This window comes from Limnochorda sp. L945t (genome assembly GCF_035593305.1).
Lineage (GTDB): Bacteria > Bacillota > Limnochordia > Limnochordales > Geochordaceae > Carboxydichorda > Carboxydichorda subterranea.
Genome location: NZ_CP141615.1, coordinates 805,759 through 821,087, shown reverse-complemented (window position 1 = coordinate 821,087; position 15,329 = coordinate 805,759). Strand labels below are relative to the sequence as shown.

Below are 15,329 nucleotides of genomic sequence, written 5' to 3'. Positions count from 1 at the left end.
GCGCCGGAGCTCTCGGCCGGCCGTCAGTCCTGGCCTTGCACAGCGCCCGCTTCCGTGACGCCCGCGAGGCTTTCCACCAGCGTGGCCAGGGCCGAGTGATCCGCCTCGCCCTGGCCCTTTGCCTCCAGGGCGCCCAGCAGCTCGTTGACCATGGCCGTGGCGGGCAGCGACACCCCTGCGGCCCGGCCCGTGGCGAGGGCAATCCCGAGGTCCTTGTGGTGGAGCCTCACCTTGAAGCCCGGCCGGAAGTTGCGCTCCAGGATCCTCTGGCCGTGGATCTCCAGGATCCGGCTCTGAGCAAACCCGCCCAGGAGGGCCTGCCGCACCTTCGCCGGGTCGACGCCCGCTTTGCGGGCCAGGGTGAGCGCCTCGCTCACCGCCTGGATGGTGACCGCCACGACGATCTGGTTGCACGCCTTGGTGACCTGCCCGGCTCCCGCCGGGCCCATGTAGACGATCGACTTGCCCATGACCTCGAGCAGCGGCCGGCATGCTTCGAAGACCTCGGCGGGGCCGCCGACCATGATGGAGAGCGTCGCCTCGATGGCCCCCTTCTCCCCGCCGCTCACGGGCGCGTCCAGCATGAAGCAACCCCGCTCCTCGAGCCGGGAGGCGATCTCCCGGGTCACCATGGGCGAGATCGTGCTCATGTCGATGAGGATGCGCCCCGGCCGCAGGCCTTCGACGACCCCGTGGGGGCCGAGCACGACCTGCTGCACGTCCGGCGAGTCCGGCAGCATGGTGATGACCACGTCGGCCTCCCGGGCCACCTCCTCGGGCGAGCGGGCCTCCACGGCGCCCTCGGCCACCAGGCTCTCGACGGTGGTGCGGCTACGGTTGTGCACCCGCAGCCGGTAGCCGGCCTGGAGCACGTGGCGGGCCATGGGCCGGCCCATGATGCCCAGCCCGATGAACCCTACGGTCGTGCGACCCGGAGCGACGGGCGGTAGGGACGACGTAGACGGCATGACGGCAGCGCCTCCTCGCTAACCCTCGTGCGGTAAGCCCAGCGCGGCAAGGCCGGCCTCGGCCGCCTGCCGCAGCGACTCCTCCGTGCTCCCCTGCGGCACGTACTCGAGGCTGACCCACCCGTCGTACCCGGCCTCGTCGAGCGCCTGCAGCACGAACGGGTAGCGAATCTCCCCGGTGCCCGGCTGGTGACGCCCCGGCACGTCGGCGATCTGCACGTGGCCGATGCGGGGCAGGTAAGCCTTGAGCGTCTGCGTGAGGTTGCCCTCCATGATCTGCATGTGGTAGGCATCGTACTGCACCTTGACGTTGGATCGCCCGACCTCGTCGAGCAGGGCCACGGCCTGGCGGGTCGAGGTCAACAAGAAGCCCGGCACGTCCCGGTCGTTGAGCGGCTCGACCAAGAGCGTGATCCCGTGCCGGGCGAGATGGTCGGCCGCCCGGCGCAGGTTGTCCACCAGGCAGGCGTGCTGGTCGGCGTAAGGCACCCCCGGCAACAACCGGCCGGCCAGGCAGTTGAGGCGGCGCACCCCGAGCCTCTGGGCGATGGCCACCGCCTGGCGCACCCCCTCGGCGAACTCCTCCCGGCGGCTCGGGTCCGCCGCAATCCCCCGTTCTCCGCTCTCCCACCGCCCTGCCGGCAGGTTGAACAGCACCTGCTCCAGATGGTGTTTCTCGAGCTCCCTTGCGATGGCATCGACATCCTGTCCGTAGGGGAACAGGAACTCCACGTAGCGAAACCCTGCCCTGGCCGCCCGCTCGAACCGCTCGAGGAACGGCACCTCCGTGAACAGCATGGTCACGTTGCACACCCAGCGGATCATCCGCCGCCTCCTCCTTCAGGCCGGGCATAGGCCCGATCGAGCAACTCCACCGTGTGCTGCACTCTCACGCGCCCGGCCCCCCGGCGGGCCAGCCCCTCCCGAATCTGCACGATACACCCGATGTTGCCCGCCACGACGGTGCCGGCCCCCGTCCGCAAGATGGCCTCCACCTTGCGCTCCTGCAACCGGCGCGCCAGCTCCGGGTGCTCCAGGTGATAGATGCCCGCAGATCCGCAGCACGTATCGCCGTCGGGGATCTCCACGAGCTCCACCCCGGGCATCCGTGAAAGGAGCCTTCTCGGCGCATCCCGTACTCCCTGCCCGTGGCCGAGGTGGCAGGCATCGTGATACGCGACGCGCCCCGGGCGCCCGGCAGCGCTCGGCGGCGTGATGCCCATCGCGTCGAGAAACTCCGAAATGTCCCGCACCTTCGCCGAGAAGGCTCGAGCCCTGTCCTGCTCGGGTCGCCCGGCAAAGAGCGCCGGGTACTCCTTCATCGCCGAACCACACCCGGCCGCGGTCGTGACGATGGCGTCCACCTCTTCAGGGCGCAACGCCCGGAGGTTGCGCCTCGCCAGCGCCCGGGCCTGAGCGGCGGCCCCGGCGTGCAGGGCGAGGGCGCCGCAGCACCCCTGCCCCTCGGGGACGACTGCCTCGACCCCGTTGGCGGTCAGCACCCGCACGGCCGCTTCCAGGATCCCGGGAGCCAGCACCGATTCCACGCAGCCCCGCAACAACGCCACCCGGGCGCGCCGCGGACCTCGGGTCGGGATGGCCGGGGGTACCCCGGCAGCCCGCACCGGCTCCGGCGGGATGCGATCGATCATCGCCCGCAGCCGCCGGGGGAGCCACCGCCTCATCCCCCCGGCCGCCCGTCCCAGCGCCACCGCGGCCCGCAAGCGGCGCGGGTAGGGCAGGACCGACAGCAGGCCCCGCCGCCACCACCTCGACAGGGCGGAACGCTTGCGCCGCGTCTCTTGCCACTCCCGGAAGCCCACCAGGAGCAGGTCGTAGCGCACGCCCGACGGGCAAGCCTCCACGCAGGCCAGGCAGCCCAGGCATCGATCCACGTGCTGGCCGGCCGCTCCGTCGACGCTCAGGCGCCCTTCCAGCGCCTCTTTGATGAGGTAGATACGGCCTCGGGGAGAGTCCATCTCCTCGCCCAGTTCCTGATAGGTGGGGCAGGCCGGCAGGCAAAAGCCGCAGTGCACGCACGCCTCGATCGCCGCGGCCATGGCCGGGCCGTACGGCCCCAGGCGAGCCCCATCGATTCGATGCTGCACCGGCACTCCTCCCCCTTACCCGTTCCCGCCGAAGCGCCCCGCCGGATCCAGCGCCCGCTTGACCCTGCGGGCGAAGCCCTCCCCCGGCATCAGCACGTGCGGAGAGCCCTGTGCGCCCCGCAGGGCCAGAGCCGCGTCCGCCAGCCCGGCGAGCTCGGAGACCACCAGGGAGCGCGCCGGCACGGACTCCACGGCCGCCCACGCCACGTGGCCCGCGACGCTGTAGTGGCGGAGGGCGCCGAGACGCTGCAAGGCTTCGTCGAGCCGTTCGATCCGCCCCGGGGTCGTGTGCAGCCGGAGCACGGCCGGAGCGCGGGAGGCCCAGTCCAGGTCCCGCAAGCCGTCCCACAGGGCCTGCTCGGGCGGGCCGTGCAGCCGCGCGCCCGGTGCCCCCACCACGTCCTCCACCCGATCGAGCCGGGCGGCGACGTGCGCTTCCTCGCCGCTCACCCGCACCCACAGCGACCACGGGTCGTCTCCGGCAACCTCCGGCCCGCTTGCGGCCTGCAGCGCCCGGCGCTCGACCAGGTCGACCGCATCCGGCTCGAGCGGGGTGCGCAACAGCCTCCGCAAGGCCGCCGCCGCGTCGGGCAGCCGGTCGAATCCGAACCGGGCGGTGCCGGAGGATGGCGGGGCCGGCAGCACCTTGAACGTCACCTCGACGAGCACGCCCAGCTCTCCCAGGCTGCCGCAGAAGAGCTTCGGCAAGTCGAAGCCGGCCGCGTTCTTGACGACCTTGCCGCCGGCTCGTACCAGCCGCCCCTCGCCGTCGACGAACCGGATGCCCAGTACGAAGTCGCGAACACCCCCGCGGAGCAGTCGCCCCGGGCCACTCAGACCCGAGGCGACGGCCCCTCCGGCAGTTGCGCCCCTGCCGGCCAACGGCGGGTCGAAGGGCAGGTATTGCCCGGCACGCCGGAGCACTTGCCCGAGATCGTCCAACCGGGTGCCCGCGAGCACCGTCACCGTGTACTCCGCCGGGTCGTATTGGAGGATGCCGGCCAGGCGAGTCGTGTCGACGATCCGCACCCCGCCCTGGGTACCGGCGACGCTGGCCATCCTGGCCGCGACGAGCCCCCACTTCGTGCCGCCTCCACGGGGCACCACCACCCGGCTGGCCTTGACCGCCTCTGCTGCCTCGCCGGGATCGGCCGGCGCCAGGACGTCCGCACCTTGCACCTCTTCGACCGCCATTGCCCGTCCCACCCCTCAGCCTGCGGCCGCGGATGGCAGCAGCGCCCGTCCCGCCTCGCCGGCCTCCTCGAAGCCGGGCGGAAACATCTTGCCGCGGTTGGCGATCCCCAGAGGATCCATCTCCCTGCGCAGGCGGGCCATGGCGCGCAGGTCGTCCTCGGCGAACATCTCGCCGAGGAACTGCCGCTTCTCCAGGCCGACCCCGTGCTCGCCGGTGATGGAGCCTCCCTGGCGGATGCAGACCCGCAGGATGGCCGCCGCCAGCTCCTCGGCCCGCTCCCGCTCGCCGTGCCTGCGCCCGTCGTACAGGATCAGGGGGTGCAGGTTGCCGTCGCCGGCGTGAAAGACGTTGGCCACGCGCAACCCCGCCGCGGCGGCCAGCTGCTCGATCTCGCACAGGGCCTCCCCGAGGCGGGTGCGGGGCACCACCCCGTCTTGCACCAGGTAGGCCGGGCTGAGCCTGCCGACCGCGGAAAAGGCGCCTTTCCTGCCCTTCCAGATCTTCAGGCGCTCGGCGTCGTCGGAAGCCACGCGCACCTCGGTCGCCCCCGAGCGCCGGATGAGCTCGTGAAGCCGCACGAAGTCCGACTCGACCTCGTCCCGGGGGCCGTCCAGCTCGACGATGAGCAGCGCTCCGGCGCCTTTCGGGTAGTTGGCGTGCACGGCCGCTTCCGCCGCTTCGATGGCGAGGCGGTCCATGATCTCCATCGCGGCCGGCAGAAGCCCGCTCTCCACCACGGCCGCCACGGCCTCGCCCGCCTGCTGCAGGCTCCCGTAAGCGGCAAGCAGGGTCCGCACTGCCTCGGGTTTGGGCAACAGGCGCACCGTGATCTCGACGGCGACCCCCATCAGCCCTTCCGACCCCACGAAAAGCCCCACCAGGTCCGGCCCGGGCACCTCCAGGCTGCTCCCGCCGAGGCGCTCGACCGTGCCGTCGGGGAGCACCACCCGGAGGCCCAGCACGTGGTTGGAGGTCATGCCGTACTTCAGGCAGTGGGCGCCCCCGGAGTTGAAGGCCACGTTGCCCCCCAGGGTGCAGATGACCTGGCTCGAGGGGTCGGGGGCGTAGTAGAGGCCGTAGGGGGCGGCCGCCTGGCTCAGATGGGCGTTGACGACCCCCGGCTCCACCACGGCCCGCTGCTCGTCGGGGTCGAGCCGGAGAATGCGGTTCATGCGGTTGAGGGCGATCACCACACCACCGGGAGGCGGCACCGACCCTCCGCTCAAGCTGGTACCGCTCCCACGCGCGACGAACGCAACCTCATCCTCGAAGCAGGCCCGCACGGTGGCCACCACCTCGTCGGCCTCGCGAGGAAAGACCACGGTGAGCGGCATCTGGCGCTCCGAGGCGAGGCCGTCGGTCTCGTAGACCCGCAGGGCCGCCGGGTCACTGACCATCCGTTCCGGGCCGTAGATACGCCGCAGCCGTTCGACGATGCCCACGGGCGCTCCCTCCCCCGTCACCCAGGCGGGTGTGGCCCGAAGGTTCGCTCTCGGCCGGCGCCTACCTCCACCGGGTCGCGAGGCGACGGCCCGACCCCTGCACTGCGCTATGCGCTCCTTCAGGTCACGAAGGAGTGGCGGCGAGCTCGGGATGGAACTTGCGCCAGTAGCGCAGGTACCCGTTGACCATGAGGGGCGTCGGAACGATCACGTCGTAGTGCTCGAGGATGGCCGCATGAGCCGCGCTTTTCACTCCTCGGGTGGCCAGGCGCTCTCTTTCGAGCTCCAGCAGCCCTTCGGTCATCGCCTCTACCGCCGCCCCTCGCCGCGACTGCTCCAGGACGCGGTCGGCGCCGGTGCGCAGGCTTTCGCGGACCTGTCCCAGGTGCCACGCGACGTCCTGCTCGTAAGGGCCGAAGTGCGTCAGCACCAGCCTGCGGGGTCGCAGCCCCTCCATCCGGTCGATGGTCCGGCTCCACTGCTCCACGTGGAGCTCCGGGGGCATCGCCGGCGCCCGCACGAGCGGCACCTCGGGAACCCGCACCCCCGCCGCGTCTCCCGTGAACAGCGTCTCCCCATCCAGCAAGTAGACGACGTGGTGCGAGGCGTGCCCCGGGGTGTGGTACGCCTCCAGCCGGTGCCCGAGGATGTCGATGCGGGCGTACTCCCCGATGGGGCGCAGCAACTCCCGGTCGATCGGCGTGATGCCGCCCCAAAGCGCCTGCATGTGGTCGTGGCCGAACACCCTCCCCGCGCTCTCCCACAGCCGGGCCGGGTCGGCCAGGTGGGGCGCCCCGATCTCGTGCACCCACACCGGGCAGCGCGCCTTCTGCGCGAGCGCACCGGCCGCTCCGGCGTGATCCAGATGAATGTGAGTGACGAAAACCCCCTCGAGGCCGTCCAGGTGCAGCCCTGCCTCCTGTAGACCGCGCTCGAGCCCGCCAAGCGTGCTCTCCGGGCCCACCTCGATCAAGGCGAACCGGCCGCCCTCGCCCCGCAGCACGAAGCTGGCGATGGCCCGTTGCCGCCCCTGGAACTCCAGATCGATGCCGTCGACGCCGTCGGCCACGGCGAAGACGCGCCGCAAGCCCCCCTGTTGCATGGCGGAAAATCGCGCCCCCCTCTTGTGCGGTTTCGACCGGTCGTTTGGTCCCACTATTCCGAGATGGGACATTCGGTCCTGCCAAGTCCTCTTGATTGTGACCCACCCCTATGCCAGACTGAAACGGGCACGGGGCTTGCCGGTCATGAACCGGCGGCCGGCACCGGGAGGCGCTGGCCGGGAAGGGCAGGGGTGCGTGCCTCGTTTTTTGCGAAAGCTCGTGAATGTCTTCACTAAGACTACCCTTTCCCTTCTCGATCCTCCCGCCACGAAGGAGTCGGGCGAGCATGAACGATGAGGCCCTGCGACCGGCCGGGAGCCGTCCCCTGGCGACGACCCCGGGCATACGGTTCACCCTGACCGCTCCCTGGGGTCCCGGCCGCGGCCCCCACCCTGGAGCCTACCCGGTCGTACGCAAGGGGGATCGGGTCGCGGCAGGCCAGGTCCTCCTGGAGCCCGATGCCCCGGACGATGGGCCAACCGCGCCGGAGGAGGGTGCCCAGGCGGCCCGGGCAGGCGTCCCGGTGCACAGCCCGGTATCGGGCAAGGTCGTGGACGTCGGCCCGCTTTGCACGCCGGCAGGCGTCCTGCATGCGGTGACCGTAGAGTCGGACGGGCTCGACGAGTGGGCAGCCCCCCTGGAGCGGCCGTGGGATTGTGCTCACCCGGAGTCGTGGCCGCGCCAGGAGCTGGCGCGTTACTTGCTCCAGGCCGGGCTGACCGGCAGGTTGACCGCGGCGCACCCGGGTGACGGCTCACTCCAACTCGCTGCAAGCCTCCCGGCGCTGCTGCGCCGGGGAGCCGGCGGCGCCACGCTGGTGATCAACGCCGTAGGGCCGGAGCCGGCGATCCCGAGCGAGGCCCTGGAGGCCGCTGCGGAGCCGGACGCCCTCGTATTGGGGACGAGGGCGCTGGTGAGAGCCCTGGGCGCCGCCGGCGCCGTCGTCGCCGTCCTCTCCTCCTCCCCTGCCCGGCCCGCGGTGGAAGAGGCGCTGCGCCGCCAGGCATCCGCCAGGGGCGCCGGTGATACCTCCCGACCGGCCGCCATCCGGCTGGTCACCCTTAGAGAGCTCGACTGGCGGGAGGTACCGGTCCTGCTGGCCGCCCGGGCCATGCGGCTTTCCGGGCTAGGGGCGGCCCCCTTCGTCGTGGAGTCGGCGGGTACCGCGGTGGCCGCCGGGCACGCGTTGCAGGATGGCTTTCCCGTGACCCACAGGCTTCTGGCCGTGGCCACGGGTCCGAGAGGGCCCGTACGGGCTTTCTACGTGCCCATCGGGCTCGCTTTGGAGGTCGTCGCCGCATGGGCGATGGCCCCGAAGCCGGACACTCGCACGCCGGCTGCACCGGGGGCCGACGGCCAGGTGCCGCCCGCGCCCGCCGTCGCCATGGCGCTGGCGGGTGGGCCCCTGCGAGGCGAGGCCATCCCCGACCTCAGCCTTCCGGTCACCGCGTCGCTTCCCGCCCTGGCCCTCCTGCAGGAGCGCCATCTCGAGCGCCTCCACCCGGAAGCGGCCTGTATCCGATGCGGCCGGTGCGTGGAGGTCTGCCCGGTGGGCCTGCTCCCATTGTACATCGCCCGGGCGGCGGGCGCCGGCCAGATGGCCGAGGCCCGGGACCTGGGCGCTCGTGCCTGTGTCGAGTGCGCTGCGTGCGCTGCCGTTTGCCCGGCCCGCCGGCCGCTCCTGCAGTGGATCACGCTGGCCAAGGGCCGCCCCTCCGCTCCCCGGAGGCGTCCGGCCGAGCGGGCGGCCGAAAAGGTGGCGACCCGATCGTGAAAGGGCAGGAGACGGTCACGCATCCCATGCTGTGGGTCCAGCCGGCACCCCACGTTCACGTGGCGGAGCCGGTCACGACCCTGGTGCGCCTGACGCTGCTGGCGGCCGCCATACCGGGCGCCGCCGCCGTCGCCGTCTACGGGCTGGATGCCGTACGGCTGATGGCGGCCGGCATGGCCGGCGCCGCCGCGGTCGAGGCAGCGTGCGAGTGGTTGCTGCGCCGCAAGGCGCTCGCTACCCTCGCCGACGGCAGCGCCCTGGTCACGGGGCTCTTGCTCGCGCTCACCCTTCCCCCGACCGCACCGACCTGGATGGCGCTCCTCGGTGCGGCCGCTGCCATCGCGCTGGGCAAGTACGTGTTCGGCGGCCTGGGACACAACCTGTTCAACCCGGCCCTGGTCGGGCACGTCTTCTTGCTGGGGAGCTTCGCGGCCGCGCTGTCCGGCGGCACCGCGTCCAGGCCGGCGCTCATGGCCGTCGCCAAGGCAGGCAAGGTGATTCCCGATTACCTGCCCCTGCTCTGGCACGCCGGTCCCGGCCCCCTTGCAGCGGCCTCTCCCCTGGCGGTGCTGGTGGCCGGCGTTCTGGTGATGGGCTGGGGCGCGGGGCGCTGGCAGGCACCGGCCGGTTTTTTCGTGGGCAGCGGGCTTCTGGCCGTGAGCATGGGGTGGCACCCGGCTTACCACTGGCTCGTGGGCCTGGCGCCCCTGACGGTGGCTTTCTTCGTCCACGACCCGCCCACGACGCCGGTCGCCGCCGAAGGGCGGTTCGTGTTCGGACTGGGCGCCGGGGCGCTGACGGTGTTGCTGCGGCTGCAGGGGTCGTTCCTCGAGGGAGCAGCCTTTGCCGTACTGGTGATGAACGCTTTGACGCCACTGCTCAACCGGGCGTCGGTCGCGTTGCGCCGGCGCCACTGGCGTGTCGTCCGGGAGGCGAAGTCATTGCAGGCGGTCCACGGCACGAGATGGCGCGGCGAGCTCCAGGCCGTCCTGGTGCTGGTGCTGGTCACGTCGGCAGCGGGGGTCTTGCTGGCGAGCTTCTACCACGCTACGGCTCCTCTGATCGCCAGCCAGCAACAAAGGCGGGAGATCGAGCTCGGCCTCAAGACGCTGATTCCCGAGGCGGTCACCTTCAACCGGCTGTCGCAGACCGACGGCGCCCGGGTTTTCGAGGCTCTGGATGCGCAGGGCAACCGGGTGGGCTACGGGGTGTTCACCGAGGGGCAGGGGTACCACGACGTGATCCGGCTGGCCGTCGGCATCGACCCCGAGGTCAAGGAGTTGCTCGGTGTGCGGGTCTTGCAGCAGAGCGAGACGCCGGGACTGGGCTCGCGCATCGAGGAAGAGGGCTTCTTGGGGCAGTTCGCCGGGAAGCCCCTGGACGACGCTTTCATGCCGGGTGAGGACGTGGACGGGATCTCCGGGGCCACGGTCTCGTCGGTAGCCGTGTGCGACATCGTGGTGCAAGCCATCGAGGCGGTACGGGCCGCCACGGAGGGGCGGTGAGCGGAGGTGGCCGACGACAGCCGGGGCGGGCTGATCAAGACCCTGGCCGGCGACGTGGCCCGGGGCATCTGGGCCGAAAACCCGCCGCTTCGCATGCTCATCGGCATGTGCCCCGTGCTCGCCATTACGACGGCGGCCATCAACGGCCTGATCATGGGCCTGGCCGTGACCGCGGTGCTGCTGATCACCGGCGTGATCGTCTCGGCCATGCACCGGGTGATCCCCGACAACGTCCGCATCCCGGTCTTCGTGGTGATCATCGCCACGGCCGTGACCGTCACCGACATGACCCTGGCCGGGTTGCTCCCGGCGGTCCACGACGCGCTGGGCATCTTCGTCCCGCTCATCGTGGTCAACTGCATCATCCTCGCCCGCGCCGAGGCCTTCGCCTCCAAGCACGGCGTGATGCGCTCCGCGGCGGACGCGCTGGGCATGGGCCTGGGTGAGATATGGGGCTTGACGCTCATCGCCGCCCTGCGGGAGCTGCTGGCGAGAGGCACCATCTTCGGCTGGCAGTTGCTGGGCGACTGGTTTACGCCGCTCGGGCTCTTCTCGCTGCCTCCGGGAGCTTTCCTGACGCTGGGAGCCGTCGTGGCGGGCCTCAACGCCGCCGTGCGGGTCGCACAGGAGCGAGCGCAAGCCCGTAAGGCCGCCGGGATGGCGGGAGCCAGAGTCGCCGAGGCGGCCGGGATGGGAGGAGGGGTCCGGTGAAGCTGCTGTTGCTGCTGATCAGTTCGGCGCTGGTCAACAACATCGTGCTGGTGCGCTTCCTCGGCACCTGCCCGTTCCTCGGTACGAGCCGCCAGATGAAGACGGCCGTGAGCATGGGACTGGCTACCACCTTCGTCCTGGTAGGAGCCGGGGTGGTGACGTGGATCGTCGATCGCGCGGTGCTGGTGCCGATGCAACTGAGCTACCTGAGGACCCTCGCCTTCATCCTGGTGATCGCCGTCTTCGTGCAGTTCGTCGAGATGGTGATCCGCAAGGCCAACCAGGCCCTGTACGAGGCGTTCGGCATCTACCTGGCGCTCATCACCACCAACTGCGCCGTGCTGGGGCTGGCGCTCATGGCCTCCAACAAGGCGTACGACCTGGCCGAGACCGCCGTCTTCGGAGTGGGGACGGGGCTTGGCTTTACGCTGGCGCTGGTGCTGATGGCGGGCATCCGGGAAGAGCTCGCCTACACCCGGGTGCCCAAGGCGTTCGAGGGCACGGCTCTGGCGCTCACCATCGCGGGGCTGCTGTCGTTGGCGTTCATGGGGTTCTCCGGGATGGTGCCCATTTGACGGCACGAGCGGCGCTCCGAGCCGCAAGCGCGAGCCTGGAAAGGCAGGGGCTTGGCACATGGTACAGGGGATTCTGGCCGCGGTGGGCCTCCTGGGGAGCCTGGGGCTGCTCTTCGGCATCGGGCTGGTGATCGCGGGGCGCTTCCTGCGGGTCGAGGAGGATCCCCGGATCGCCCAGGTGACGGAGAGCCTGCCCGGCGCCAATTGCGGGGCGTGCGGTTTCTCCGGGTGCAGCGGCTTTGCCAGGGCCTTGATAGCGGGCGGGGCTCCCGTGGAAGGGTGCCGGGCTGGTGGCGACTCCACGGTCCAGAAGCTGGCGGCCATCCTCGGGCGGTCCGTGGGCCACACTGCCCGGCGGATCGCCAGGGTGCTCTGCGGAGGTGACTGCCACAGCGCCGTACAGCGGGCACGCTACGACGGGGTCATGGACTGCCGGGCGGCCGATTTGGTGGCCGGAGGCCCGAAGGGGTGCCCGGACGGCTGCCTCGGTCTCGGGAGCTGCGTGGAGGCCTGCCCGTTTGGAGCGCTCGCGATCGGGCCCGACGGGCTCCCGGTGGTGGACGAGCAGCGCTGCACCGGCTGCGGGCTGTGCGAACTGGTTTGCCCCCGGGGCGTCATCCAGGTCATGGACGCCGGCGCCTCCTACGTGAGGTGTCTCTCGACCCTCCCCGGCAAACAGGTGCGCCAGGTGTGCCGGTCAGGGTGCATCGGGTGCCTGATCTGCCAGCGGGCGTGCGACCGCGAGGCCATCACCGTCCTCGACAACCTGGCCTCCATCGATCCGGCCCGGTGCGACGGGTGCGGCAAGTGCGCCGAGAAGTGCCCGACCCACTGCATCGTGATCACGCCGGCGCCCGCTCGGGTCGAGCCGGTGCGGGTAGGTAGCGGCCCGGCGTGAACGGGGGCGGGGGTGACCCCGTGAGGCAGGCGGCTACACGCTCCGGGAGCCGGTGGCTCGAGGCGGGTGCCGTGGCGGCTTTGGCCCTGGCAATGGCAGGCGCGGCGCTCGCGACGAGGGGGATGCCGTGGAGCGGGAGGGCCCCCGGCGGCGCCGGCTCACCGCTGCCCGGGAGCGCCCCGGACTCCACGGCGCCTTCGGACACCTCCGTGGTGCGCCGTGCCGGCTTCGCCATGGGAAGCTTCGTGCAGGTCACGGCGGCAGGGCCTGGCGCTCGAGCGGCGGTGGATGCCGCCATGGCGGAGGTCGAGCGCCTGGACGCCCTATTCGACCGGTTCGATCCGGACGGCCCCCTGGCGCGAGTGGCCAAAGGGGCGGGGCGCCATGCCGTAGAGGTACCCGAAGAGGTCGGGCGGCTGACTCGCCTGGCTCTCACCGTCGCCCAACAGACGGAGGGCGCCTTCGATCCGACCGTGGCTCCGGTCGTCGATCTCTGGGGGTTCGGGGCGAGCTACGACCGGGATCCGCCACGGCACCCTCCGAAGGCGCAGGAGCTGGCCCAGGCCGTGGGTCTGGTCGATTTCCGGCAGGTCTGTGTACGCCACGAAGGTACCAGCTGGTCGATCTATCTCGAGCAGCCGGGGATGGCTCTCGACCTGGGCGCCGTGGCTCAGGGGTATGCGGCCGACCGGGCCATCGAAGTCCTCGAGAAAGCCGGCCTTTCGAGCGCGTTGGTGGACGTCGGCGGGGAGGTACGGGCGCTCGGCCGGCGTCCGGGAGACGGCAAGCCCTGGCGGCTCGGTATCCAGCACCCGCGCCAGAGCGGCAAGCTGCTGGATACGGTCACGCTCCAGGACGGAGCGGCGGCTACGTCCGGAGATTACGAGCGTTACTTCGAATTCGAGGGTGTGCGCTACACGCACCTGATCGACGCCCGCACCGGGCAGCCATCCCGCCGGGCGATCTCCGTCACGGTCTTCCACCCCACTTCGGCCGCCGTGGCCGACGCCCTTTCGACGGCCCTCGCCATCGTCGGGCCGGAGCAGGGAGAGCGCTTGTTGCGGCAATGGCCGGGGACGAGCGCCATCCTGGTCGATCCGTCCATGCGCGTGCGCCGGATCGGGCAGGTGCCACGATGACGGGTAACGGCCAGGCGCCGGCGGCTCCGGCCTTTCCGCCCACGCCCGTGGCGAGCGCGGCGCTGGAGGGGGTCCATGCCGGGATCGACGCCCGGATCCGGCGGCTCACCACCGAGGCTATGCTGTTGGGGATGGCGCTGGCCCTGCACGTGATCGAGTCGGCGGTGATCGTCCTTCCCGTGCCCGGGGCCAGGCTCGGCCTGGCCAACGCCGTGGGCTTGCTGGTCTTGTGGCAGTGGGGGCCAGGGGCTGCCGCCCGGTTCGCACTCGTCCGCGTGCTGCTCAGCTCGGCCCTGACCGGCAAGCTGGGGGCACCGGGGTTCTGGCTGGCCGGCGCAGGCGCGCTGGCCAGCCTCGCCGTCATGACCCTTGCGCTGTCGTGGGCTCGCGGACGCCTTCCCCGGCTGGTGGTCACCAGCGTGCTGGGAGGGGTCGCGCACAACCTGGGACAACTGCTGGCCGCCCGCTACCTCGTGAGCCACCCCGGAGTCGGCGCGCTGGCCGGTCCCCTGGTCCCGCTGGGAGGGCTGGCTGGACTGGTCACCGGGGAGTTGGCCCGCCGCTGCCTGCAGACAGGCGCGTGGCAGCGGGCCTCGGGCCAACGGCCGGCCGGGACGCCGGCTGCGGCGGGATGGGTGGGACTCGCCCTGTCAGGGCTGGCGTGCACGGCTTTGACGGTCCTCGTGGCGGCAGGGGCAGGAAGGCTGCCGGGAGCCGTGACCGGGCCGGCAGGGGGCGCCTCGAGCCCCCATGACCTCGCGGCCGTGGTGCAGCTGGCCGGCGACGAAGGCCATGGGAAGCAGGGTGCAGGCCGTCTTACCTTGAGGGTGCCCCTCGATCGCGACGGGCAGTGGGCCCTCCGAAGCGGATCCGTCGAGCTGGTCCTGGAAGTGCGCGACGGGCGGATCCGGGTGAAGTCCTCCACCTGCCCGCATCAGGTCTGCGTTCACACCGGGTGGATCGACCGGCCCGGCCAGGTCATCGTCTGCGTACCGGGCCGGGCCGTCGTGGCGATCGAGCGACGAGCGGGCGCCTCCCCGGCCTGGCCGGACCTAGAGCAAGGCGTCGACGCCATCACCCGGTGAGGGGCCTGTCCCCCGTCGCCAGGGCCGGCTTGCTGTGGCAAACGCCGGGGATACCACGACGGGTTACCTCCACACGCAGCAGTCCGGCTCAGACGGGGACCTCGACCCATATCGCGACGAAGTACGCGACGAAGGTGCCGTCCGTCTCGTAAGTGAAGGCGAGGTTGGTGCCCGGAGCCACCACCCAGACGGAAGGGACCTGGGGTTGGTAGAGGATTCCTCCCAGCACGTCCGTGTCCAGTAGCTTCGTCCCCGTGGCAAGCGCGTCGACAACGCCCGCATGAGCCGACGTCTGCGATGCTCTCGGCACTGCCGTGTTGGTGGAGACGACCGGGATGGACGGCACGCCGGAAGGATCGACCCCCGTCAACAGCCGCAAGCGCCCCTCGCCGCCGAAGAACTGCGTGCTCGCCAGCAACGACCACTCGACCAGCTGCAGGACGACCGGCGAGCCCGGCGGGTTGACCAGGACGATTTGTGCCACCTGGTTGGGGTTACCCGGCAGCGGGCCGGACGTGGCCGCGAACGCACGGCCTTCGACCCGGGACAGCGTCGCCGGGTCGAACACGTCGGCAGGAGGACCGGGTGGCCCGGATGGCCCCGGGGGGCCCGGTGGACCGGCCACCCCGCGGCGCTCCAGCGTGGGCAGGACCTGCGAGTCGATGCACTCCTCACAGCGCGAGCTGTAGACACCCATTGGCGCCAACTGCGTCGCCCCCTTCGTTGCCACGGTATCGGGGGGCGCGGCTCGTTGCGCCAGGACCTCCGGTCCATCTGGCAGGCCGCCCGGGCATGAGCGGGGGGGCTCCAAGGGACCGATGACCGG

General features: G+C 71.6%; 14 protein-coding genes. 7 read left to right on the top strand and 7 right to left on the bottom strand.

Translation table 11 applies throughout. The features are described 5' to 3' along the window. Positions 1–23: 23 nt before the first annotated feature. From U7230_RS03775 to U7230_RS03750, 6 genes are all read right to left on the bottom strand, one after another. The gene (locus tag U7230_RS03775) at positions 24–968 is read right to left on the bottom strand and encodes a 2-hydroxy-3-oxopropionate reductase (RefSeq protein ID WP_324717406.1); all 945 of its coding nucleotides are present in this window, start codon (positions 966–968) and stop codon (positions 24–26) included. A gap of 18 nt (positions 969–986) precedes the next feature. Further along, complete coding sequence (hyi, locus tag U7230_RS03770; protein ID WP_324717405.1) at positions 987–1,793, bottom strand: hydroxypyruvate isomerase; 807 nt, start codon at positions 1,791–1,793, stop codon at positions 987–989. Further along, complete coding sequence (glcF, locus tag U7230_RS03765; RefSeq protein WP_324717404.1) at positions 1,790–3,076, bottom strand: glycolate oxidase subunit GlcF; 1,287 nt, start codon at positions 3,074–3,076, stop codon at positions 1,790–1,792. The genes hyi and glcF overlap by 4 nt, the downstream gene beginning before the upstream one ends. Positions 3,077–3,091: 15 nt before the next feature. Beyond that, positions 3,092–4,270, bottom strand: a complete 1,179-nt coding sequence (locus tag U7230_RS03760) for an FAD-binding oxidoreductase (RefSeq protein WP_324717403.1) — start codon at positions 4,268–4,270, stop codon at positions 3,092–3,094. 15 nt (positions 4,271–4,285) lie between these two features. Beyond that, on the bottom strand, positions 4,286–5,668 hold the full coding sequence (locus U7230_RS03755; protein WP_404980627.1) for an FAD-linked oxidase C-terminal domain-containing protein: 1,383 nt from the start codon (positions 5,666–5,668) through the stop codon (positions 4,286–4,288). 169 nt (positions 5,669–5,837) lie between these two features. Continuing rightward, positions 5,838–6,815 carry an MBL fold metallo-hydrolase gene (locus tag U7230_RS03750; protein WP_324717401.1) on the bottom strand — a complete coding sequence of 326 codons (978 nt, stop codon included), beginning with the start codon at positions 6,813–6,815 and terminating at the stop codon, positions 5,838–5,840. 287 nt (positions 6,816–7,102) lie between these two features. Between U7230_RS03750 and U7230_RS03745 the strand changes: the two genes are divergently transcribed. The 7 genes from U7230_RS03745 to U7230_RS03715 are packed head-to-tail and all read left to right on the top strand — an operon-like array spanning position 7,103 to position 14,503. Next, the gene (locus tag U7230_RS03745; RefSeq protein WP_324717400.1) at positions 7,103–8,590 is read left to right on the top strand and encodes a 4Fe-4S dicluster domain-containing protein; all 1,488 of its coding nucleotides are present in this window, start codon (positions 7,103–7,105) and stop codon (positions 8,588–8,590) included. Further along, positions 8,587–10,095: an RnfABCDGE type electron transport complex subunit D gene (locus U7230_RS03740; RefSeq protein WP_324717399.1), complete on the top strand. Its 1,509-nt coding sequence runs from the start codon at positions 8,587–8,589 to the stop codon at positions 10,093–10,095. Before U7230_RS03745 ends, U7230_RS03740 begins: the two co-directional genes overlap by 4 nt. A gap of 6 nt (positions 10,096–10,101) precedes the next feature. Continuing rightward, positions 10,102–10,806, top strand: coding sequence for an electron transport complex subunit RsxE (gene rsxE, locus U7230_RS03735; protein WP_324717398.1), 705 nt, complete (start codon positions 10,102–10,104; stop codon positions 10,804–10,806). Then, positions 10,803–11,381, top strand: coding sequence for an electron transport complex subunit RsxA (gene rsxA / locus U7230_RS03730; protein WP_324717397.1), 579 nt, complete (start codon positions 10,803–10,805; stop codon positions 11,379–11,381). The genes rsxE and rsxA overlap by 4 nt, the downstream gene beginning before the upstream one ends. 58 nt (positions 11,382–11,439) lie before the next feature. After that, a complete protein-coding gene (locus tag U7230_RS03725) occupies positions 11,440–12,279 on the top strand; it encodes an RnfABCDGE type electron transport complex subunit B (RefSeq protein WP_324717396.1) in 840 nt (279 codons plus the stop codon). A gap of 20 nt (positions 12,280–12,299) precedes the next feature. Next, positions 12,300–13,418, top strand: coding sequence for an FAD:protein FMN transferase (locus tag U7230_RS03720; protein WP_324717395.1), 1,119 nt, complete (start codon positions 12,300–12,302; stop codon positions 13,416–13,418). Beyond that, positions 13,415–14,503, top strand: a complete 1,089-nt coding sequence (locus U7230_RS03715) for a Gx transporter family protein (protein ID WP_324717394.1) — start codon at positions 13,415–13,417, stop codon at positions 14,501–14,503. The genes U7230_RS03720 and U7230_RS03715 overlap by 4 nt, the downstream gene beginning before the upstream one ends. An 88-nt stretch (positions 14,504–14,591) precedes the next feature. Here U7230_RS03715 and U7230_RS03710 read toward each other — a convergent pair whose 3' ends face one another. Continuing rightward, on the bottom strand, positions 14,592–15,209 hold the full coding sequence (locus U7230_RS03710) for a hypothetical protein (RefSeq protein ID WP_324717393.1): 618 nt from the start codon (positions 15,207–15,209) through the stop codon (positions 14,592–14,594). Between the last annotated feature and the right edge of the window lie 120 nt (positions 15,210–15,329).

What these genes read in the sequence shown, in the direction of transcription:
- U7230_RS03775 (WP_324717406.1), bottom strand. Translation starts at nt 968, where the DNA reads ATGCCGTCTACGTCGTCCCTACCGCCCGTCGCTCCGGGTCGCACGACC.
- hyi (WP_324717405.1), bottom strand. Translation starts at nt 1,793, where the DNA reads ATGATCCGCTGGGTGTGCAACGTGACCATGCTGTTCACGGAGGTGCCG.
- U7230_RS03760 (WP_324717403.1), bottom strand. Translation starts at nt 4,270, where the DNA reads ATGGCGGTCGAAGAGGTGCAAGGTGCGGACGTCCTGGCGCCGGCCGAT.
- U7230_RS03755 (WP_404980627.1), bottom strand. Translation starts at nt 5,668, where the DNA reads ATGGTCAGTGACCCGGCGGCCCTGCGGGTCTACGAGACCGACGGCCTC.
- U7230_RS03750 (WP_324717401.1), bottom strand. Translation starts at nt 6,815, where the DNA reads ATGCAACAGGGGGGCTTGCGGCGCGTCTTCGCCGTGGCCGACGGCGTC.
- U7230_RS03745 (WP_324717400.1), top strand. Translation starts at nt 7,103, where the DNA reads ATGAACGATGAGGCCCTGCGACCGGCCGGGAGCCGTCCCCTGGCGACG.
- U7230_RS03725 (WP_324717396.1), top strand. Translation starts at nt 11,440, where the DNA reads ATGGTACAGGGGATTCTGGCCGCGGTGGGCCTCCTGGGGAGCCTGGGG.
- U7230_RS03715 (WP_324717394.1), top strand. Translation starts at nt 13,415, where the DNA reads ATGACGGGTAACGGCCAGGCGCCGGCGGCTCCGGCCTTTCCGCCCACG.